Here is a 19,685-nt window from a genome sequence, read left to right as displayed (position 1 = left end):
CCGTTTCGACTTAGCGGCCAGCACGGGGCAAACTTGAACCATGAGCCACACTTCCGCCGAATCTGTCACTAAAACTGCCGAAAACGAAGAACAGTTTTTTACGCTGTGGACCGTTTTCAAGCGCTCTGCCGACGTCTTGCGCAGCGGCGAAGCTGCCCAGGAATTCGAAGCCCTGACCGGGAAACTGGCTGCCGACGGCGTTACGGTGCGAGGGTGCTATGACGTGTCCGCCATGCGTGCCGACGCTGACATCATGGTGTGGTTGCATGGCTCCAAGCCCGAAGACCTGCAGTCCGCTGTCCGCGCCATCCGCCGGAGCAAGCTCTTCGCAGGAACGGAGATCGTTTGGTCGGCCATGGGCGTCCACCGCGAAGCCGAATTCGCCAAGAATCACGTGCCTGCCTACGCCCGTGGCGTCGAGCCCAGCACCTGGCTCTGCGTTTACCCGTTCGTCCGCTCCTACGAGTGGTACATCCTGCCGGCAGAAGAACGCGGCAAGATGCTGCGGGACCACGGCCTCCTGGGCCGGGACTTCCCCCAGGTCATTTCCAACACCGTGTCATCCTTCGCCTTGGGTGACTGGGAGTGGATCCTCGGCCTCGAGGCACCTGAGCTCGTGGACCTCGTGGACCTGATGCGCCACCTGCGCGCCACCGAGGCCCGCAACCATGTTCGTGAAGAAATTCCGTTCTACACCGGGCGCCGGGTCACCGCCGCTGAGATTGCAGAGGTCCTTGCATGAGCACTTTCCCCATCTCCACTGAACCGAACCAGGTGACCGAGCGCGGCAGGCTGGAGCCGAAGAATTACGACGCCGTGCTGCTGGCCTCCTTCGGTGGTCCGGAAGGCCAGGAAGACGTCATCCCGTTCCTTCGGAATGTGACCAGGGGCCGGGGCATCCCTGACGAACGCCTTGAAGAGGTATCGCACCACTACCGCGCCTTTGGCGGTATCAGCCCCATTAACCAGCAGAACCGTGAGCTCAAAGCCGCCATTGAGGGTGAGCTCGCCCGCCGCGGCATCGAGTTGCCTGTGCTGTGGGGCAACCGTAACTGGGACCCGTACATCGCGCCGGTTTTGCAGGACGCCTACGACGCCGGCCACCGCCGCATCCTGATGCTCACCACCAGCATCTACTCCTGCTACTCCAGCTGCCGCCAGTACCGCGAGGACATCGGCATCGCGCTGACGGAAACGGGTTTGGACGGCAAGCTGGAAGTGGACAAGATCCGCCAATACTTCGACCACCCCGGCGTAGTGCAGCCGTTCCTGGAAGGAACCGCGGCCGGACTGGAAGAGATCCGCGGGAAGCTCGTTGCCGCAGGCGAAACGGACCCGGACTCCAAGATCCGTGTCCTGTTCGCAACCCACTCCATCCCTACCCGGGACGCCGAGGCTGCGGGCCGGTCCGTCGACGAGCCCCGCGAATTCGCCGAAGGTTCCGCCTACGCAGCCCAGCACCTCGCCAACGCCAAAGCCATCATGGACCAGGTGGCACCGGACGTTGCCTGGGACCTCGTGTACCAGTCGCGTTCCGGAGCGCCGCACATTCCGTGGTTGGAACCGGACATCAATGACCACCTTGAAGCGATCGCGCCCGAAGGCGTCCGCGGTGTGGTGATCGTGCCGCTCGGATTCGTGAGCGACCATATGGAGGTCGCCTGGGACCTCGACACCGAGGCGCTGGAGACGTGCGGAAACCTCGGAATCGAAGCTACCCGGGTCCCAACCCCCGGCACCCACGCGGCATTTGTCTCCGGCCTGGTGGACCTGATCTGCGAACGCACCGTGGAGAACAACATCTCCGAGCGGCCGCACGTGACGGACCTCGGCCCGTGGTACGACGTATGCCGCCCGAACTGCTGCGAGAACTTCAGGGGTGCCAAGCCCGTGATAGCCGAGAAAGGCGCCACTGTCGGTAGCGGACATGACCCCTATCCGGTGCCGGAGGGCAGCAAGTGAGCGTCCGCATCGGGACCAGGGCCAGCAAACTGGCCCTCACCCAGACCCAGCAGACGGCGGACCGGTTGGCCGCCGTCGGGGGCTTTCCCGTGGAACTGGTCCACATCAGGACCGAAGGTGATGTCCGGACGGGTTCGCTGTCCCAAATGGGCGGCACGGGCGTGTTCGTTGCAGCGCTCCGTGATTCCTTGCTGGCAGAAACCTGCGACGTCGCCGTGCACTCCTTGAAGGACCTGCCGACAGGCGCCGAACCCGGTCTGACCATCGCGGCAACGCCCAAGCGCGTGGACGTCCGGGATGTATTGTGTGCCCGCGACGGCCTGACCCTGGCCGAACTGCCGGGCGGGGCGAAGATCGGCACGGGCTCCCCGCGCCGCGCGGCTCAACTGCGTGCCGCCCGTCCCGACATCGAGGTCCTGGATATCCGCGGAAACGTCGATACCCGCCTTGGCCGCGTCCCGGGGCTGCCCGGCAACGCTACGGACGACGTCGTGGAGGGCAAGTCCAACGACCTCGACGCCGTAGTCCTGGCCGCCGCCGGCCTTGAGCGCATGGGCCGGCTGGACACCGTCACCGAATACTTCGAAACGTCAGTGATGCTCCCCGCTCCCGGGCAAGGAGCGCTTGCCATCGAATGCCGGACATCCGATGCGCCGCAACGGGACCAGACCGGTGGGGGAGAAGGAGTGCTTGCCCAGGCCCTAAGCGCACTCAACGACGACGACACCCGGCTTGCGGTGACTGCAGAGCGTGCTGTGCTGGCCAGGCTCGAGGCAGGCTGCGCAGCCCCCGTGGGTGCCTACGCGTTCCGGAAAGGCAGCATGCTGCACCTTGAAGCAGTGGTGTGCGCCGTGGATGGGACCCGGACAGTCAGGGAAAAGAAGGCCACGGACGGGCTGACGGAAGTTGGAGCCACCCTGCTCGGCATCGAAGTGGCAGAGCAGTTGCTCGCCGCCGGCGCCGCGGAGATCGCGGACCTTGCCGCTTCCTGACCAGCCGGACTTCCACGCCCTGCAGGGCCGCCGCATCCTGATCACCAGGAGCGCGGACAGGGCCCGGCCCCTTGCTGTCATTCTGCAGGGCAAGGGGGCGGAAGCCTTGGTGCTCCCGCTCATCGACTTTGAGCGGGTCGAGGACCAGGGGCCGATGGACGCCGCTTTGGATGAACTCCAGGGCGGCTCCTTCGATTGGTTGGTCATCAGCAGCGTCACAACCATCCGCGTGCTGATTGAAAAGGCCGCCGAACGGGGAATCCAGCCCCGCCAATTGGTACCCGGGACTACCCGGGTTGCCGCTGTCGGTACTTCATCCCGGAGCGTCCTTGAGGCACTGGGAATCGCCGTGGACCTGGCCCCGGTAGGCCAGCAGTCCGCCGAAGGCCTGGTGTCTCTGTGGCCCGCTGGCGGGGGCCGTGCGTTCCTGCCCCAGGCGGACATCGCCGCACGCACCTTGGCCGAGGGGCTGCACGCTAAAGGTACGGCCGTATCGGTTGTCACCGCCTATCACACGGTCGACTACCCGGCCCGGCCGGAACGGCGCCTTGCCGGTGAACTGCCGCCCGCCGTCGTGGCCTCCGGCCAGGAAGCCGGCCGTGAAGTGACCGTCCAGGATGTGCGCGTCGCGCTCGACCACGGCACGCTCGACGCCGTTGTGGCCGCCTCACCCAGCGGCGCCAAGCGCATCGCCGGCAACCTCCTGCCGCTGGGAAAGTGCCGCCTTGTGGCCATTGGACGCCCCACCGCCGCGGAAGCAGCGCGGCTCGGCCTGACAGTTGCGGCCACAGCCCAGGAACCTACCCCGGACGGCATCGCGACCGCCTTGGAATCCGTATTCGCCAATGAAGGGAACACAAGATGAGCTTTCCGAACCACCGTCCACGCCGCCTGCGCACGACACCGGCCATGCGACGCCTCACCGCAGAGAACCGCCTGGCGCCCGCAGACCTGATCCTGCCCGCCTTCATTCGCGAGGGCCTGACGGAGCCAAGCCCCATCTCTTCCATGCCCGGCGTCGTCCAGCACACCACGGACACGCTCAAGCGTGCGGCTGCGGAGGCTGTGGAACTGGGCGTTGGCGGCATCATGCTGTTCGGAGTTCCCGAGGTTCGCGATGCCCGGGGGACCGCGTCTTTGGATCCCGAGGGCGTCCTGAACAAGGCCATCCGCGATGTCAAAGCAGAAGTGGGTGATCACCTCGTGATCATGGGAGACGTCTGCCTCGACGAATTCACCGACCACGGGCACTGCGGAGTCCTGGACTCCAATGGTTACGTCGACAACGACGCCACCCTGGAAATCTACGGCCAGATGGCCGTGGCCCAAGCCGAGGCGGGTGCCCACGTGCTGGGGCCCTCGGGCATGATGGATGGCCAGATTGCCGTCATCCGCCAGGCCTTGGAGGAATCCGGGCACAAGAACACGGCCGTGCTGGCCTACGCCGCAAAATACGCTTCGGCTTTTTACGGCCCGTTCCGTGAAGCCGTGGATTCCCAGTTGCAGGGCGACCGCCGGACCTACCAGATGGACGCTGCCAACCGCCGCGAAGCGATCCTGGAAGTGGAACTGGACCTCGAAGAGGGGGCTGACATGGTCATGGTCAAGCCCGCCATGAGCTACCTCGACATCCTGGCCGACGTCGCGGCGATGAGTCCGGTCCCGGTCTCCGCCTACCAAATCTCGGGCGAATACGCCATGATCGAAGCGGCTGCCGCGAACGGTTGGATCGATCGTCGGGGTGCCATCACGGAGTCCGTCCTGGGTATCAAACGGGCAGGTGCCGATACCATTCTCACCTACTGGGCCTCCGAACTCGCAGGCTGGCTTAAGGAGTCCTGATGACCCCTGTATCGTCCGATCCCACGGCCCCTGTGGGTCCCGGGGAGATCCTGCTCGGCCTCAATACTTTCGGAGACGCGGGGCTGGATGCCGACGGGAACCCCAAGGAACACGCGCAAGTCCTGCGCGACTTGCTGGAAGAAGCAAAACTGGCGGACGCCGTCGGAATCCACGCCTTTGGTGTCGGGGAGCACCACCGCCGCGATTTTGCGGTATCCGCGCCCGAAGTGTTCCTCGGCGCCGCTGCCGCCGTGACCTCACGGATCCGGCTGGGAACTGCGGTGACGGTCCTGAGCTCCGATGACCCCATCAGGGTTTTCCAGCGCTTCGCTACCGTTGATGCGTTGTCCAACGGGCGTGCCGAGGTGATGCTGGGCAGGGGATCCTTTGTGGAATCCTTCCCCCTTTTTGGCCTGGACCTGGCTGACTACGAGGTGTTGTTCGAGGAGAAACTGGACCTGTTCCACAAGGTCCGGGCCCAGAAGCCCGTTCACTGGGAAGGCCGGACAAGGCCCAACGTCAACGGGCTGCAGGTTTACCCTCGGCTCCAGCACCACCTGTTGCCCGCCTGGATCGGCGTAGGCGGGACACCGGAATCCGTGCTGCGGTGTGCGGAGTACGGATACCCCATTATTTTCGCCATCATCGGGGGAGAGCCCCGACGATTCGCGCCCCTGGTCAATCTCTACCGGGAGGCGATGGGGAAGTACGGGCACCCCATGCGCCAGATCGCCACGCACTCACCGGGCTACATCGCCGAAACTGATGAAGCCGCGCGCGAAGAACTCTTTCCGCATTGGTTGGAGCAGCGCAACCGGATAGGATCCGAGCGCGGCTGGGGTCCGGGTAACCGCGGCGAGTTCGAGGCCATGTGCGGTCTGCAAGGTGCCCTCTACGTGGGCTCACCCGAGACAGTAGCCCGGAAGATAGCCCTCCTCAAACGGAACCTCGGGGTTGACCGCTTCGATCTCAAATACAGCAACGGAACGCTGCCGCACGGGTCCATGATGCGTTGCATCGAGCTCTACGGCACCGAGGTGGCCCCGCGCGTGGCGGAGCTCCTCGCCGAACAGGCCTAAGCAAGCGTCATAGCGGCGCTGGAATCACTGGAAGAATAGGAACCATGACCTCATACACCCCTGTGTCCGACCAACTGTTCGATCGGGCCCAATCCCTGATGCCCGGTGGTGTCAATTCGCCTGTTCGTGCGTTCGGTTCAGTGGGCGGTACACCGAAGTTCATGGTCTCCGCCAAGGGTGCCTACCTCACCGATGCTGACGGCCGCGATTACGTGGACCTCGTCTGCTCCTGGGGCCCGGCCCTCCTGGGCCACGCCCACCCCGCCGTCCTCGAGGCTGTCCACGCGGCAGTTGACCGGGGCCTCTCTTTCGGCGCGTCCACTCCGGACGAAGCCAACCTTGCCGCACTGGTTAAAGAGCGCGTTTCCGCCGTGGAACGGATCCGGATGGTTTCCACTGGCACGGAAGCCACGATGACAGCAGTCCGGCTCGCCCGCGGCTTCACCGGCCGGAACCTCATCATCAAGTTCGCCGGCTGCTACCACGGCCACCTCGACGGTTTGCTTGCGTCCGCAGGTTCGGGCGTTGCCACCCTTGCACTTCCGGGCTCCGCCGGAGTGACGGCAGCGGCGGCCGCCGAAACCATGGTCTTGCCCTACAACGATCTGGCCGCCGTGGAAGAGGCTTTCGCCGCCCACGGCAAGGACATCGCTGCGGTCATCACGGAAGCAGCGCCGGCCAACATGGGCGTTGTCACCCCGGGAGAGGGCTTCAACGCAGGCCTCTCCCGGATCACCAAGGAACACGGCGCACTGCTCATCCTTGACGAGGTGCTGACCGGATTCCGTACGGGCTACGCCGGGTACTGGGGTTTGACCGGTCAGCAGGAAGGCTGGGCTCCGGACCTGCTGACTTTCGGAAAGGTGATTGGCGGTGGAATGCCGACGGCGGCCCTCGGCGGCCGTGCCGACGTCATGGACTACCTGGCCCCGGTGGGACCGGTGTACCAGGCGGGAACGCTGTCCGGGAATCCCGTTGCCATGGCCGCAGGTGTCGCCACCCTGACGCACGCCACGCAGGAGGTCTACGCGCACGTCGATGCCCGGTCCTTGGAACTCTCCGCTGCCCTGTCGTCCGCCTTGGACGCCGAGGGCGTGGACCACTCCATCCAGCGCGCCGGAAACCTGTTCTCGGTGGCCTTTGGCACGTCAGCCAACGGTGTGCACAACTATCAGGACGCCCAGGCCCAGGAAGCATTCCGGTACGCCCCGTTCTTCCACTCCATGCTGGACTCCGGCGTCTACCTTCCGCCGTCCGTCTACGAAGCATGGTTCCTCTCCGCAGCCCACGACGACGCTGCCATGAACCGGATCTACGACGCACTGCCGGCAGCAGCCAAGGCCGCCGCCGGAGCAACCGCCTGAGGGCCGGCGCCAACCACCGGCGCCCCATCGGCTTCCATGATGCTGATGGGGCGCTGTTTGCTTAACGGGGGTAGTGTCGTAGGGAACCCAACCCCAACGAATCCACGGTTTACCATGCGCACCACCACGTCCTTTGCCTTCCCCAGCAAGTCCGTCACGGCTGTCAGCAAGACCGTCATGGCTCTTGGTCTCACCGCAGTTCTGGCAACCGGGTGCTCCAACAGCGGAGCTCCCGGGTCCGCCACCCCGACAGCCCCGCACTCAAGCCCCGCTCCGCCGTCGGCGTCCTCCCCGCCGGCCGCGACGCAAAGTCCTGGCCCCGCCTCAGCCTCAAGGGACGCGGGGCCCAGCTTGAGCGCTGCGCCGCCTACTTCGGCCGCACCTGCTGATACTGCGTCCCAACAATTGTCCCGGCTCAGCCTGGATCAGCGGGTTGGCCAGTTGTTCATGGTCGCGGCCAAGGCAACGGGCGCGGATCCGGGCACCATGACGGCCCTGACTACCTACCACACAGGAAATGTCTATCTGAGCGGCCGCAGCAAAGCAGGCTCCGAGGCAACGGCCAAGGTCGTGGCCTCCCTGACCGGAACCGTCAGCCCGGGCACCACCGGGAACCTTCCGCTGTTCGTCGGGACGGACCAAGAGGGCGGCAACGTGCAGGTCCTTTCCGGTCCCGGATTCACAACCATTCCTGCGGCAACAGCACAGGCCGGGCTGGGCGGAACCCGGTTACGTTCCGAGGCAGCCGTGTGGGGCAAGGAACTGCGGAGCGCAGGTGTCAACGTGAACCTCGCGCCGGTTCTGGACACCGTTGCCAGCCCGGAGTTCGCACCGTCCAACGGCCCTATCGGACGGTTCCAGCGTCAGTACGGCTATTCACCCGGAACGGTGTCCGAACTGGGTAACGCCTTCGCCTTGGGCATGGCCGACGCAGGCGTGGCACCGGTGGTGAAGCATTTCCCGGGCTTGGGGAGGGTAGTGCCCAACACGGACGTCAGCAAGGACGTGCGGGATAAGGAAACAACCCGGACCGATCCCGCCTTGGCGCCTTTCCGTGCGGCTATCAGGAATGGAACCCGCTGGGTCATGCTCTCCAACGCGTACTACGACAAGATTGACCCCGCCACCATTGCTCCGTTCTCGCCCGTGATCACGTCAATGCTCCGCGAGGACCTGGCATTCGACGGGATCATTGTCTCAGATGACCTGTGCAGTGCCGCCCAACTGGAACCCTGGGGGAGTGCTGACCGGGCGCTGAACTTCTTCGGGGCCGGGGGAACCATGATGGTCTGCGCGGACCCTTCCCGGATCCCTGCCATGCACCAGGCCGTCGTCGACAAGGCGCAGTCGGATCCTGCCTTCATGCGGAAGATCGACGATGCAGTCCTGACGATTTTGCGGGTCAAAGCCGCGTCAGCCCTTTAGAGCGGGCGCGTCTTAAAGGCCCATCCCGGTCTTCGTGGAAGCCAGGGGATCCACGGAGACCAGGACCCAAGAGGAAAGCCCCGTTTTGCTCCGCTGGTTAGCGGAACAAAACGGGGCTTTTCACTCAGCGGCGGCCCGGGATGGCGGCCGTGAGGGAACGTGCCTTAGAGGACGTCCGAAAGGAATCCTTGCAGCCGTTCGGTGCGGGGGCTGGTGAACAGTTCCTCCGGAGGACCGGACTCCACCACCACACCGGCGTCCATGAAGGTCACCGTGTCCGAGACGTTCCTTGAGAAACCCATCTCGTGCGTGACCACAACCATGGTCATGCCGCCTTTGGCCAAGTCCGTCATCAGGGCCAGGACGCCCTTGACGAGCTCCGGGTCCAAAGCCGATGTTGCTTCGTCGAAGAACATGACTTCCGGCTTCATGGCCAGTGCGCGGGCAATAGCCACGCGCTGCTGCTGTCCACCGGAGAGATTGGCCGGCCGGACGTCCGCTTTGTGCTTCAGTCCCACCAGATCGAGTTGGGCAAGGGCCTCCTCGCGGGCCTGGTCCTTGGACATGCCGCGCAGCTTGCGCAGGGCCAGCGTCACGTTCTCCGCAACTGTCTTGTGCGGGAACAGGTTGAACTGCTGGAACACCATGCCGATGCGGCGCCGGAGCTCATCCGGGTTGTCCTTCAGTACCGACTTGCCGTCCAGGAGGATGTCCCCCTGGTCGGGTTCGATGAGCCGGTTCATGACTCTGAGGAGGGTGGACTTGCCGGAACCGGAAGGACCGATCACGGATGCCGTGGTGCCCTGCGGAACGTGCAGGTCGATGCCCCTCAGGACATGGTTGCTGCCGAAGGAAAGGTGAATGTTCTTGGCCGTCAATGACCCCGAAGTGAACTCGCTCATGCCTGGGCTCCCTTTCCGACGACTGCCGCGGCATCGTCCGGTTCTTTCTTCTCAGGGCGTCCTGAGCGCATCCTGGCGTCGATCCAGTTCACGAAGTGCGTCAGCGGAATGGTCAACGCGAGGTAGAACACGGCCGCAGCGACGTATGGCGACAGGTTTCCTGTGTTCGCCGCTGCGTCCTTGCCGATCTGGAAGATTTCGCGTTCCGAGGCCAGAAGACCCAAGAGGAACACCAGCGAGGATTCCTTGATCAGTGCAATGAACTGGTTCACCAGCGCCGGAAGCACGCGGCGGATACCTTGGGGTACCACCACGAGCCGCATGGAAGCGCCGTAGCCAAAGCCAAGGGCGCGGGAGGCTTCCAGCTGGCCCTTGTCAACGCTCTGGATGCCCGATCGGAAAATTTCACCGATGTAGGCGCCGGACATCAAGGACAACGCAGCGATTGCCATGGGGTACGGGCTGGTGGAGCCGGTCAGTTCCCGGATGATGGGTCCGAAGCCGAACCCGATCACCAGGATGGTCAGCACCGGGGGCAGGCCGCGGAGGATGTCCGTGTACACACGGGCAATCCACCGGGCCACAGGGTTCCGGGAAATCCCCATCAGTGCAAGGGCCATGCCCAGCACCGTCCCGATGATCCCCGAGATGATTGCCAAAACGAGGGTATTCGGCAGGCCTACGGCGAACATCTTGGGAATGACTTCGCCCATCGCCTCCCAGTCAAGGAAGGTGTCTGCGAGTTGCTTGAGGATATCCATGGAACCCCCGGGTTACTTGGCGGGAATCTGGACGGCCTTGCTGCCCGGCTTCCAGCCCTGCGGGGTCTGCTCGGCCGCCGTCGGACGGTCCTCGTACCATTCGGCAGTGAGCTTGGTCCACGTGCCGTCAGCGATGACAGCGTCCAGGCCGGCGTTCAGCGCGTCGATCAGGGGCTGGTTGTCCTTGTTCACGGCGTACGCGGTGAAGTTCTGGGTGTTGACAACCTTTTCGGCGATCTTGGTGTTGTCGCCTTCCTTTACCTGGCCGGTGGCCTGCTGCGAGGGGGCAACCCAAGCATCGATCTGGCCGTTCTTCACGTTGCCGTAGACAGTGTTGTAGTCAGGGAAACGGACGGGCTCAAGCTTGAGGGTGTTGGTGACGTAGTCATCCTGCACGGTGCCCTGGACGACGCCGATCCGGACGCCTTCCTTGAGGTCGGCGAACCCGGTGACCTTGGCGTCATTCTTGGTCACGACCGCCATGTAGCCGAAGTCGTAGCCATTGGTGAAGCCGACCGTCTTGCGGCGGGCGTCCGTGGTGGAGATCGAGGAGGATCCGACGTCGAACTGCTTGTTCGCTACCTGCGACAGGAGTGCGGAGAAGTCGGTGGAAGCGAACTCGACCTTCAGGCCCAGCTTGTCGCCGACCGCGCGCAGGAGCTCATTGTCATAGCCGGTGAATTTGCCGGAGCCATCGATGAAGATGTTCGGCGGAGCGTCGCTGAGCGTGCCGACGCGGAGGGTACCTTCGGTGATGAGGCCAAGCTTCGACTTATCGATCTGGTCGATCGGAGTGACATCCGCGGTGGTGTATTTGTCCAGCGTCTGCTGGTCGCTGCCCGCGAGTGCATCCGTCGCTGAGCTGCTCGACTCTGAGGTTCCTCCGCCGCAGGCCGCGAGGGAGATCACCAGGGCTGCTGCAACGGGAGCAGCAGCGAGCCACTTGGGCGCTTTGAATTTCATCAAGAAATCACTTTCATCGAAGGTCACGTCAGACGTTTGTGGTGGGCGGGGAACGTAACAGCACCAGGTTTCCGGCTGTCCTAGCAGACTTCGACCCGCCAAACTTAATTATGTCACCAACGCCCGGAGGCCTTTTGAATCGAACAGGTGACCGATGTGGTCTTCAAATGCCGAATTATCGGAGGGCGTGGGGCATACCCAGCCCTCTAGCGTTCCGTCGGTAGCAGGGCTTGGGAAATCAGTGGGCGCATCATGGCCCACAAAGGAGTTCCCTGAATGTATGTGAGTTGCATCGCACTCCGTCGCAGGCCGGCAGGGTGGAGGTCAGAAACCTCCGCGGCTGGCATCCTCCGGAGGGAGCACCGGCCACTGGCCTTCGATGACTGCAGCAGGCTTGCTCCGGCGGAGGTATTCCTGGAAGTCGGCAGCCTGGGAAGCTGCCCAGTCCACCTGCAAATGATGCAACTGGGATGCAGGCATGTGCAACTTGGGAAACTTTCCCGCCATGGCGTCCAGGACGCGAAGGGTGGCCAGCGCATCCGCAGCAGAAGTGTGGGCGTTGTCCAGAAGGACACCGTACTCTTCGCAAAGGGCTGTCAGCGTCCGCTTTCCCTTGCGGTACCGGTCCACCTGCTTGTTCATAATGTAGGGGTCCAGGACAGGGAAACGGGTGAGCTGCGGCACGCCGTGCCTGGCCGACTCTGCCGCAAGCACCGTAAAGTCGTAACTGGCGTTGAAAGCGATGATGGGCGTGCCGTCATCGAAAAGACCCTGGAGGACGCCTGCGACCTCGCGCGTCACGTCAGCCGCCGGACGGCCTTCGGCCCGGGCCTTGGCTGTGGTGACGCCGTGGACCTCGCTTGCTTCCAGGGGAATCTCAACACCGGGGTCAGCGAGCCATTCATGTTCCTGGACCAACTCGCCGCGGGAGTCCACAACCGTGATTGACGCCGTGACTATCCGGGCGGAGCGGGAATTCTTTCCGGTGGTCTCGAGGTCGAAGGCAGCACGGGGAAGGGTATTCCAGGAACTCATGGTTTCAAGCTACCGGCCGGCACCGACACTATTGGGAGCGACACTCTGCAGCTACGCTGATCACATGCGGATGGAGTATGTAACTGCGGTGCTCGCCGTTGTTGACCTCATCCCGTCGGGCGCCGCGGTGTCCTATGGCGACGTTGCGGAGCTCCTTGGCTCCGGCGGACCGAGGCAGGTCGGCTCCGTGATGAGCCACTATGGCAGCGCTGTTCCTTGGTGGCGCGTCCTCCGTGCCAGCGGCGAAGCGCCGCCCGGGCATGAAGCCGAAGCATTGCGGCACTACCTCCAGGAAGAGACGCCGCTCCACGGTGCGTATGACGCTTTCCTGCGAACGGGGGAGGGGCGCTGGAGGGTGGACCTGGTGTCTGCCCGTTGGGCACCTTCGGACGAGGAATTTGACCAACTGGATGTGATCTCCGACCAGTTGGAGCGTCAGCTCCATATTTTGTCAGTGCCCGATGATGAAATGACTGTGTGACCGTAACTGCCGCCAAGAAACGCCAAGCCCCGGCCGCGCTGCGCCTGCTCCCTCCGAAGGAAACGCATTACGCGGCACCCGTGTTGTCGCCGGACCAGGAAGCAGTCGTGACCCTTGGGCAGGGCAGCGGCCCGGTTCTGATCCCTGGCGGGCCGGGCACGGGCAAGTCCACTGTCCTGGTTGAATCGGCCGTACGCCGCGTCACCGGGGGCGGAGTGGATCCGGAGAATATCCTTATCCTTGCCCCGGGCCGCCACGCCGCAGCTGCTTTGCGGGACACCTTCACAGGGCGGTTGGACAGGAGCTTGAGTACGACGCCGGCACGCACCTGGGCGTCGTACGCTTTCGATGTCATCCGGCGTGCCAAGGCAGAAGGCGTCCTGCCGCTGCCGCGGCCACCCAAACTGCTTTCCGGGCCTGAGCAGGACCTCATCATCAAGGAACTGTTGGAGGGCCACACCGCGCCGGGCTTCGAGTTGCCGTGGCCTGAAGACCTGTCGGCGGCTCTGTCCACCCGGGGTTTCCGGCACGAGATCCGTCAATTGTTCGACCGTATTATCGAATCCGGACGCACGGCCGAGGACCTGGTGGCGCTGGCGTGGGAATGCGGGCGGCCGGACTGGATGGCTGCGGCCGAACTCTACCGTGAGTACAGGGACGTCCTGGACCTGCGTATGCCGGAGGCCTTCGATCCCGCCGGAATTCTTACCACGGCCCGCCAGATCTTCCAGGATTCGCCGGCCTTCCTGGCAGCCGAACGGGAACGGCTTCAATTGATCCTGGTTGATGATGCGCAGGAATCAAACCCGGCCATCTTTGAACTGTTGGCAGACATTGCCGAGGGCAAGGACGTCCTGGTCACATACTCGCCGGACACCGTAGTCCAGGGTTTCCGAGGCGCGCGCCCGGACTTGGTGGCGGACCTTCCATCCCTGCTGCGGGGCGGGCGGGAGGAAGATGTCCTCGTCCGCCCGTTGTCAGTCACGCATCGCCACGCCCCGCAGGTCGCCGAGGCGTGGACCAGGGTGGCGTCACGGATTTCGCAACGTGCGGGCGGACAGCTGGCCCGTGTTTTAGCGCAGCCGGAAGTACTAGCGCAGCCGGATGTTCCAGCGCAGCCGGAAACAGGCAAGCCGCGCAACGGCCATTCCGTCCCCGGCGTGCAGGGTACGGCTGAGGGCCACATACTGCCCTCTTCCGTCCACGAGATGCGCTACATAGCGCAGCGCATCCTCCTGGCGCAGCTACGGGAGGGCCGGGAACTCAGCGAGATCGCCGTCATCGTCCGCAACGGTGGCCAGATTTCCCAATTGGAGCGGTACCTGAGCGGCCAGGGAATTCCCGTCCGCGTTCCCGTTGCCGACTCCGCAGTCCGGGACGAGGTAGCAGTTCGGCCCCTGCTGGAGGCTTTCGCGGTCGTCCTCGATCCGGAGAAACTCACACCGGAAACCGCAGTCTCCCTCCTGACCTCGCGGATTGGTGGCGCATCGGCCATTGAACTGCGCAGGCTGCGGCAATCTCTGCGGCGCGAGGAGCTCCAGGGAGGCGGAGGCAGGTCCAGCGATGCCCTCCTGGTAGAAGCGCTCCTGCAGCCTGGTGCCCTTGCAACCCTGGGTATCGAGGGAAGCGTTGCACGGAGGCTTTCCCGAATGCTTGCGGCCGGCTCCGCAGCTGCGAATGAGCCCGGGGCCAATGCCGAGTCGGTCCTCTGGGCGCTGTGGAACGCCACCGGACTGGCGTCACGGTGGGCGGAAGCAGCCCTCGAAGGCGGCAATGCGGGTGCGCGGGCCGACCGCGACCTTGATGCGATGATGGCCCTGTTCCATACGGCCGAACGCTACGTGGACCAGCTGCCGGGCTCCGGGCCCGAGCAATTCCTGGAGTACCTGCTGAACCAGGAACTTCCCATGGACACCCTGGCGGCGCGGGCACAACTGGAAGAGTGCGTCGAACTGATGACGCCCGCCAGCGCGGCAGGCCGGGAGTGGCCCGTCGTCATAGTTGCCGGGCTCCAGGAAGGGGTCTGGCCCAACACCCGGCTTCGCGGTGAGTTGCTGGGAAGCACCCTGTTCGCCGATGCCGTAGAGCATGGCGTGGAATACGCGCTGGGGCGCGGACCACTGAGCCGCCTGAGGGACATCCGTTATGACGAGCTACGTAGTTTTTCCACGGCGGTTTCGCGGGCCCGCGAGGTGCTGATCTGCACGGCAGTATCGTCCGAGGACGAACAGCCCTCCTCATTCCTGGACTATGCGGCACCTTTGCCGCAGGGGGAGTACCAGCGGGAGTACACCCCCGTGGACCGGCCCATGACGCTGCGTGCGTTGGTTGCCGAGCTCCGTCAGCATGCACAGTCCGGAGAGCCGGCAGCTCCGGGAGAACCCGATGTCGCGGCCGTTGCAGCGCGTGTGCTTGCCCGCCTCGCCATGGCCGAACCGCCCGTTCCCGGAGCCCACCCGGACTCCTGGTGGGGGTTGGCGCCCCTGAGTTCGGAGGCCGCCATCGTACCGCCCGGCGGAACGGTCAGCGTGTCGCCGTCCAAGGTGGAGACCGTTCACAAGTCGCCTCTTGATTGGTTTGTCCAGGCCGCCGGCGGAGAAGCAGCAACGGACTTTGCCCGAAGCCTGGGGACCCTGGTCCACGGCATTGCCCAGGAGTTGCCGGAGGCCTCGGGAGCCGAGTATGTTGCCGAACTCGTCAAGCGCTGGCCCACCTTGGGCATGAAGGACAACTGGGAAGGCAAGCTCGATTTCCAGCGTGCTGAACTGATGGTCCGCAAGCTGGCCCAGTACGTAGTGGAGATGCGCAGCGAAGGCCGAAGCCTGTTGGCAGTGGAACACGATTTCGAAGTCCGCCTCCCGGACCTCGAACACGGCGAGTCCGGAACCGACGACGGCGCCCGCCACGCAGTCCTGCGCGGACAGGTGGACCGCTTGGAAATTGATGCCGAAGGGAGATTGGTGATCGTGGACCTCAAAACCGGCAAGCGCCAGCCCGGCAAGGCGGACGTTGCCCGCCACCCGCAGCTCGGGGCTTACCAGGTCGCCGTCCTCGAAGGGGCATTTGAGGATGCCGGCGTGGTTGGACCGAATGTCGACGCCGGCTCCTCCACGGATGCTGCATCCGCCCGCGCCCCGGGGGGCGCCGCCCTCGCCCAGTTGGGAACCAAGACCAAAACGCCCGTCATTCAACAACAGGATGCGCTGGAGGAAGAGGACAATTGGGCTGGGCCCCTTGTCAACGAAGCCGCACGTTTGATGGCAGGAGCAACATTCGAAGCCCGGCACGATCCCGGCAAGAGCGGGTTCGGCGGACACGGCTGCCGCCTGCCCGATGTTTGCCCGTTGTGTGCCAGAGGAAAGCAGGTCACGGAATGACGATCGATCTTCTGGACGGGATGGGCACAACTGCTGCAACCGATCCCCGCTCCCATGAACCGCTCCCGGTCCGGTTTACGCCTTCTGAGCTTGCGGGCATCCTTGGCGAGAAGAACAGGCCAACTCCGGAACAAGCAAGCATCATTGAATCCCCGCTGACTCCCCGGCTGGTCATCGCCGGCGCGGGTTCCGGCAAGACCGCCACCATGGCGGACCGGGTGGTGTGGCTGGTCGCCAACGGCTGGGTGCGTCCTGAAGAGGTTCTGGGGGTTACGTTTACCCGCAAGGCTGCCGGTGAGTTGGCCAGCCGGATCCGGGCCAAGCTCGCTACGCTTCAACGCATTGCTGCCGAAGATGATGGCCGGCTTGGCTTTCCGGAGAGCCTGGCCAACGCCGACGACCTCGAGCCCAAGGTATCCACCTACCACTCTTATGCGAGCAGCATCGTGTCCGATTACGGATTGCGCCTGGGCATCGAACGGGACGTCGTCCTGCTGGGGAGCGCCCAGTCGTGGCAATTGGCCAGCCAGACCGTTGAGGCTTACGACGGTACCTTCGAGCATTTCACGGCCGCTAAGTCCACTCTTGTCAATGGCGTCATCCAGCTCGCGGGTGAATGTGCCGAGCATCTCCGGGAGCCGGACGCGGTGCGGGAATGGATCCTGGAAAAGGTCGGGGTCCTGACCCGGTTGCCTTACGTTGCCGGTTCCAAAAAGAATCCAACCCAAGGCGCCTTGGACATGGCAGCGATGCTGCGCACGCGGGCCAGCGTGGCTGATATGGTGGTCCGCTACCAGGAAGCCAAACGGCAAAGGGGCGTCCTGGACTTCGGGGACCTCGTAGCGCTGGCCGCGCGGATTGCCCACGATATTCCGTTGGCAGCGGCCACTGAACGGGCACGGTACAAGGTGGTCCTCCTTGACGAGTTCCAGGACACCTCACACGCCCAATTGGTGCTCTTCTCCCGGCTTTTCGGGGACGGCCATGCCGTGACTGCCGTGGGCGATCCCAACCAGTCCATTTACGGGTTCCGGGGAGCTTCGGCCGGGCAGTTGTTCCATTTCGTGCACGAGTTCCCGGTCCGCCTCACAGCCCCGGCACGCGGAGAGCCTGGCTTGGCTCCGGCGCCCACCTCCTACCTCACTACTGCGTGGCGGAACGGCCGGAACATCCTCACGGCTGCCAACACCATTGCCGCACCGTTGAATCAGGAAGCCTCCAAAGACGGCCCGGCCGGTGACCGTACCAGATCCGGCGGAGTGCAGGTGCCGCCGTTGGTCCCCAGCCCGGCGGCGGTGGAGGGCGCTGTCGTCATGGGCCGTTTCCAGACGGACGAACAGGAGGCCGCAGCCCTGGCCAGGGATGTCCGCCGGTACCAGCGAACCATCTTTGAGGAGGAGAAAGACGGAACGCCGGTCAGGCCCACCATGGCCGTACTTTGCCGGCGTCGAGCCCAGATGGAGTGCCTGCGCCGGGAGTTCGAGGTCCAGGGCATCGATTACCAGATCGTGGGCCTCGGAGGCCTGCTTGATACGCCGGAGATCGTGGACCTGGTGGCTACGCTCCGCGTACTGGCCGATCCCGGACGCTCCGATGCATTGATGCGGTTGTTGGCGGGGGCACGCTGGCGGATCGGTCCGGCAGACCTCATGGCATTCAGTGACTGGTCACGCTACCTGGCGCGTCGCCGGTCAAGCCCCGGGGTGCAGACGGCCTTCCCTGATGACCATGAGGATCCGCAGGCCGTCGTGGTGGAAAGCGATCTCACGGACTCGGCCAGTCTCGTCGAGGCCCTGGACTACCTGCCTCAGGCCGGGTGGACCTCGGCGCAGGGAAGGACCATCAGCGGGGAGGCCCTGGGCCGCCTCGCAAAGCTGTCCGCGGAGTTGCGTGTGCTGCGCAGCTACATCGGTGACGACCTCACGACGCTTTTGGGTGAGGTGGAACGGGCCATGCTCCTGGACATCGAAGTAGCGGCCAAGCCGGGTGTCAGCATTCATCAGGCCCGGCGCAACCTGGACGCGTTCCAGGACGCCGCCGCAGGATTCCTGCAGACGTCGCAGCGGATCGATCTGCTGGCTTTCCTGTCGTGGTTGGAAGCCGCGGCCTCGGAGGAAGGCGGCTTGGATGCAGCTCCCGTAGAGGCGAACCGGGAAGCGATACAGCTGCTGACAGTCCATGCTTCCAAGGGCCTGGAGTGGGACGTGGTCTTCGTGCCGGGCCTGAATTCCGGGTCTTTCCCCAGCAACCGTGACTCGCGCTGGAGCAGTGGCTCGTCCGCCCTGCCGTGGCCGCTGCGGGGGGACCACGCGGACCTTCCACAGTGGGATCTTGACCAGCCTGACCAGAAGGGATGGCTCGACGCAGAGAAGGCCTTCAAAGCCGACGTTCAACACCATGGCGAGGCCGAGGAGCGGCGCCTCGCCTATGTTGCCTACACGCGGGCAAAGTTTGTGCTGTGGGTCTCAAGCGCCGCCTGGAACGGTTCCAGGGCGGGTATTGCAGAGATGTCGCCCTTCTTATCGGAATTGGCCCAACTCGCAGACCACGGCGCAGCGGGGATCCACCCGGAATCAGTGTCCGAGGAAGCACTGCCGCAGTCGAGTCCGCTGACAACCACAGTTGAGGTAGCGCTCTTTCCTTACGATCCCTTGGAAGGGCCGTCGGATCCCCGTAGTGGCAACCGCCTGCGGCTGGCCCCCGGTCGTCGTGCGGCAATGGACAGGGCAGCGGAACTGGTTCGCGGGTTCATCGGGGATCACGGGTCAGAGCCACCCTTGCCACAGGAAAACACGGCGGCGCACGGGCGGTTCCTGCGCTGGTCGGAAGAAGCTGCACTTCTGCTCGCGCGCCATGGCCGGCACTCTTCGGAGCAAGCCGTCCATCTGCCCAGCCATATCTCGGCCTCGCTGTTTGTCGACTTGGGAACCGATCCCGCGGCAGTTCTGGCACAGTTGCGCAGACCGGTGCCACGGGAACCGGGAATGTCCGCGCGGAAGGGAACTGCCTTCCACGCTTGGGTGGAAGAGTACTTCGGAACCACCGGAATGTTGGACCTCGACGAGGCCCCGGGAGCGGACGCCCACATCGACGACGCCTACGGGCTCAAGGAAATGGCTGAGGCGTTCAAACAGTCTGAGTGGGCACACAGGGCACCTGCCTTCGTGGAAGTACCCGTGGAGACGAAGATCGGGGACGTCGTGGTCCGCGGCAGGATCGATGCCGTCTTCCGCGACGCAGACGGCCGCTGGCATTTGATTGACTGGAAAACGGGTCGGCGCCCCTCAGGAAAGCAATTGGAGGCACGGGCGGTCCAGTTGGCTGTTTACCGCCTGGCCTGGGCGAGGCTCCAGCAGGTTCCGCTGGAGGATGTCAGCGCTGCCTTTTATTACGTCGCTGAGGACGCCGTTGTGCGTCCGCATGACCTCGGAACGGCTGAAGAGCTTGAAGGCATCATCGCCAAGGCCCTGCTCCACAACGGTGGCGGGAGAGGGCAATAATC

15 protein-coding genes are annotated in these 19,685 nt (G+C 64.4%); 11 read left to right on the top strand and 4 right to left on the bottom strand.

Annotated features, from left to right (window positions below; all coding sequences use genetic code 11):
- The first annotated feature begins 40 nt into the window (after positions 1 to 40).
- The 8 genes from hemQ to AUR_RS04090 all read left to right on the top strand — a co-directional run bounded on the left by hemQ (position 41) and on the right by AUR_RS04090 (position 8,664).
- Positions 41 to 742, top strand: coding sequence for a hydrogen peroxide-dependent heme synthase (hemQ, locus tag AUR_RS04125; protein ID WP_021471809.1), 702 nt, complete (start codon positions 41 to 43; stop codon positions 740 to 742).
- Complete coding sequence (locus tag AUR_RS04120; protein ID WP_021471810.1) at positions 739 to 1,962, top strand: ferrochelatase; 1,224 nt, start codon at positions 739 to 741, stop codon at positions 1,960 to 1,962. Before hemQ ends, AUR_RS04120 begins: the two co-directional genes overlap by 4 nt.
- Positions 1,959 to 2,954 (top strand): hydroxymethylbilane synthase, encoded by a 996-nt coding sequence (gene hemC / locus AUR_RS04115; protein WP_021471811.1) that lies wholly within the window; start codon positions 1,959 to 1,961, stop codon positions 2,952 to 2,954. Before AUR_RS04120 ends, hemC begins: the two co-directional genes overlap by 4 nt.
- The gene (locus AUR_RS04110; RefSeq protein WP_062097319.1) at positions 2,941 to 3,819 is read left to right on the top strand and encodes a uroporphyrinogen-III synthase; all 879 of its coding nucleotides are present in this window, start codon (positions 2,941 to 2,943) and stop codon (positions 3,817 to 3,819) included. The genes hemC and AUR_RS04110 overlap by 14 nt, the downstream gene beginning before the upstream one ends.
- A complete protein-coding gene (gene hemB / locus AUR_RS04105) occupies positions 3,816 to 4,796 on the top strand; it encodes a porphobilinogen synthase (protein ID WP_021471813.1) in 981 nt (326 codons plus the stop codon). Before AUR_RS04110 ends, hemB begins: the two co-directional genes overlap by 4 nt.
- Positions 4,796 to 5,875: an LLM class flavin-dependent oxidoreductase gene (locus tag AUR_RS04100; protein ID WP_062097317.1), complete on the top strand. Its 1,080-nt coding sequence runs from the start codon at positions 4,796 to 4,798 to the stop codon at positions 5,873 to 5,875. Before hemB ends, AUR_RS04100 begins: the two co-directional genes overlap by 1 nt.
- Positions 5,876 to 5,919: 44 nt before the next feature.
- On the top strand, positions 5,920 to 7,239 hold the full coding sequence (gene hemL, locus AUR_RS04095; protein WP_062097315.1) for a glutamate-1-semialdehyde 2,1-aminomutase: 1,320 nt from the start codon (positions 5,920 to 5,922) through the stop codon (positions 7,237 to 7,239).
- Between the two features lie 114 nt (positions 7,240 to 7,353).
- Entirely contained in the window at positions 7,354 to 8,664 is a 1,311-nt protein-coding gene (locus AUR_RS04090) for a glycoside hydrolase family 3 N-terminal domain-containing protein (protein ID WP_128397050.1), read from the top strand.
- A 164-nt stretch (positions 8,665 to 8,828) separates the two neighbouring features.
- On the opposite strand, the gene AUR_RS04085 is transcribed toward AUR_RS04090, so the two are convergent.
- The 4 genes from AUR_RS04085 to AUR_RS04070 form a co-directional block, all read right to left on the bottom strand.
- Complete coding sequence (locus AUR_RS04085; protein ID WP_021471818.1) at positions 8,829 to 9,566, bottom strand: amino acid ABC transporter ATP-binding protein; 738 nt, start codon at positions 9,564 to 9,566, stop codon at positions 8,829 to 8,831.
- A complete protein-coding gene (locus AUR_RS04080; RefSeq protein ID WP_021471819.1) occupies positions 9,563 to 10,327 on the bottom strand; it encodes an amino acid ABC transporter permease in 765 nt (254 codons plus the stop codon). Before AUR_RS04080 ends, AUR_RS04085 begins: the two co-directional genes overlap by 4 nt.
- 12 nt (positions 10,328 to 10,339) lie before the next feature.
- Complete coding sequence (locus AUR_RS04075) at positions 10,340 to 11,290, bottom strand: ABC transporter substrate-binding protein (RefSeq protein ID WP_021471820.1); 951 nt, start codon at positions 11,288 to 11,290, stop codon at positions 10,340 to 10,342.
- A 324-nt stretch (positions 11,291 to 11,614) separates the two neighbouring features.
- Positions 11,615 to 12,325, bottom strand: coding sequence for a 3'-5' exonuclease (locus tag AUR_RS04070; RefSeq protein ID WP_062097311.1), 711 nt, complete (start codon positions 12,323 to 12,325; stop codon positions 11,615 to 11,617).
- A gap of 64 nt (positions 12,326 to 12,389) precedes the next feature.
- Between AUR_RS04070 and AUR_RS04065 the strand changes: the two genes are divergently transcribed.
- From AUR_RS04065 to AUR_RS04055, 3 genes are read left to right on the top strand one after another with little or no spacing between them, the layout of a single operon-like run.
- Positions 12,390 to 12,806: an MGMT family protein gene (locus AUR_RS04065; RefSeq protein WP_031216334.1), complete on the top strand. Its 417-nt coding sequence runs from the start codon at positions 12,390 to 12,392 to the stop codon at positions 12,804 to 12,806.
- Positions 12,803 to 16,183 carry an ATP-dependent helicase gene (locus AUR_RS04060; protein WP_062097309.1) on the top strand — a complete coding sequence of 1,127 codons (3,381 nt, stop codon included), beginning with the start codon at positions 12,803 to 12,805 and terminating at the stop codon, positions 16,181 to 16,183. Before AUR_RS04065 ends, AUR_RS04060 begins: the two co-directional genes overlap by 4 nt.
- Positions 16,180 to 19,683 carry an ATP-dependent helicase gene (locus AUR_RS04055; protein WP_062097307.1) on the top strand — a complete coding sequence of 1,168 codons (3,504 nt, stop codon included), beginning with the start codon at positions 16,180 to 16,182 and terminating at the stop codon, positions 19,681 to 19,683. The genes AUR_RS04060 and AUR_RS04055 overlap by 4 nt, the downstream gene beginning before the upstream one ends.
- Positions 19,684 to 19,685 lie beyond the last annotated feature (2 nt).

Source organism: Paenarthrobacter ureafaciens (assembly GCF_004028095.1).
Taxonomy (GTDB): Bacteria; Actinomycetota; Actinomycetes; order Actinomycetales; family Micrococcaceae; genus Arthrobacter; species Arthrobacter ureafaciens.
The sequence above is the reverse complement of the archived record's forward strand: the minus strand, read 5'-3'. Positions and strand labels throughout refer to the sequence as shown.

Coding starts and splice junctions, on each gene's coding strand:
- AUR_RS04070 (WP_062097311.1), bottom strand. CDS start 12,325: ATGAGTTCCTGGAATACCCTTCCCCGTGCTGCCTTCGACCTCGAGACC.
- hemL (WP_062097315.1), top strand. CDS start 5,920: ATGACCTCATACACCCCTGTGTCCGACCAACTGTTCGATCGGGCCCAA.
- hemB (WP_021471813.1), top strand. CDS start 3,816: ATGAGCTTTCCGAACCACCGTCCACGCCGCCTGCGCACGACACCGGCC.
- AUR_RS04055 (WP_062097307.1), top strand. CDS start 16,180: ATGACGATCGATCTTCTGGACGGGATGGGCACAACTGCTGCAACCGAT.
- hemQ (WP_021471809.1), top strand. CDS start 41: ATGAGCCACACTTCCGCCGAATCTGTCACTAAAACTGCCGAAAACGAA.
- AUR_RS04085 (WP_021471818.1), bottom strand. CDS start 9,566: ATGAGCGAGTTCACTTCGGGGTCATTGACGGCCAAGAACATTCACCTT.
- AUR_RS04120 (WP_021471810.1), top strand. CDS start 739: ATGAGCACTTTCCCCATCTCCACTGAACCGAACCAGGTGACCGAGCGC.
- AUR_RS04065 (WP_031216334.1), top strand. CDS start 12,390: ATGCGGATGGAGTATGTAACTGCGGTGCTCGCCGTTGTTGACCTCATC.
- AUR_RS04100 (WP_062097317.1), top strand. CDS start 4,796: ATGACCCCTGTATCGTCCGATCCCACGGCCCCTGTGGGTCCCGGGGAG.
- AUR_RS04080 (WP_021471819.1), bottom strand. CDS start 10,327: ATGGATATCCTCAAGCAACTCGCAGACACCTTCCTTGACTGGGAGGCG.
- AUR_RS04075 (WP_021471820.1), bottom strand. CDS start 11,290: ATGAAATTCAAAGCGCCCAAGTGGCTCGCTGCTGCTCCCGTTGCAGCA.
- AUR_RS04090 (WP_128397050.1), top strand. CDS start 7,354: ATGCGCACCACCACGTCCTTTGCCTTCCCCAGCAAGTCCGTCACGGCT.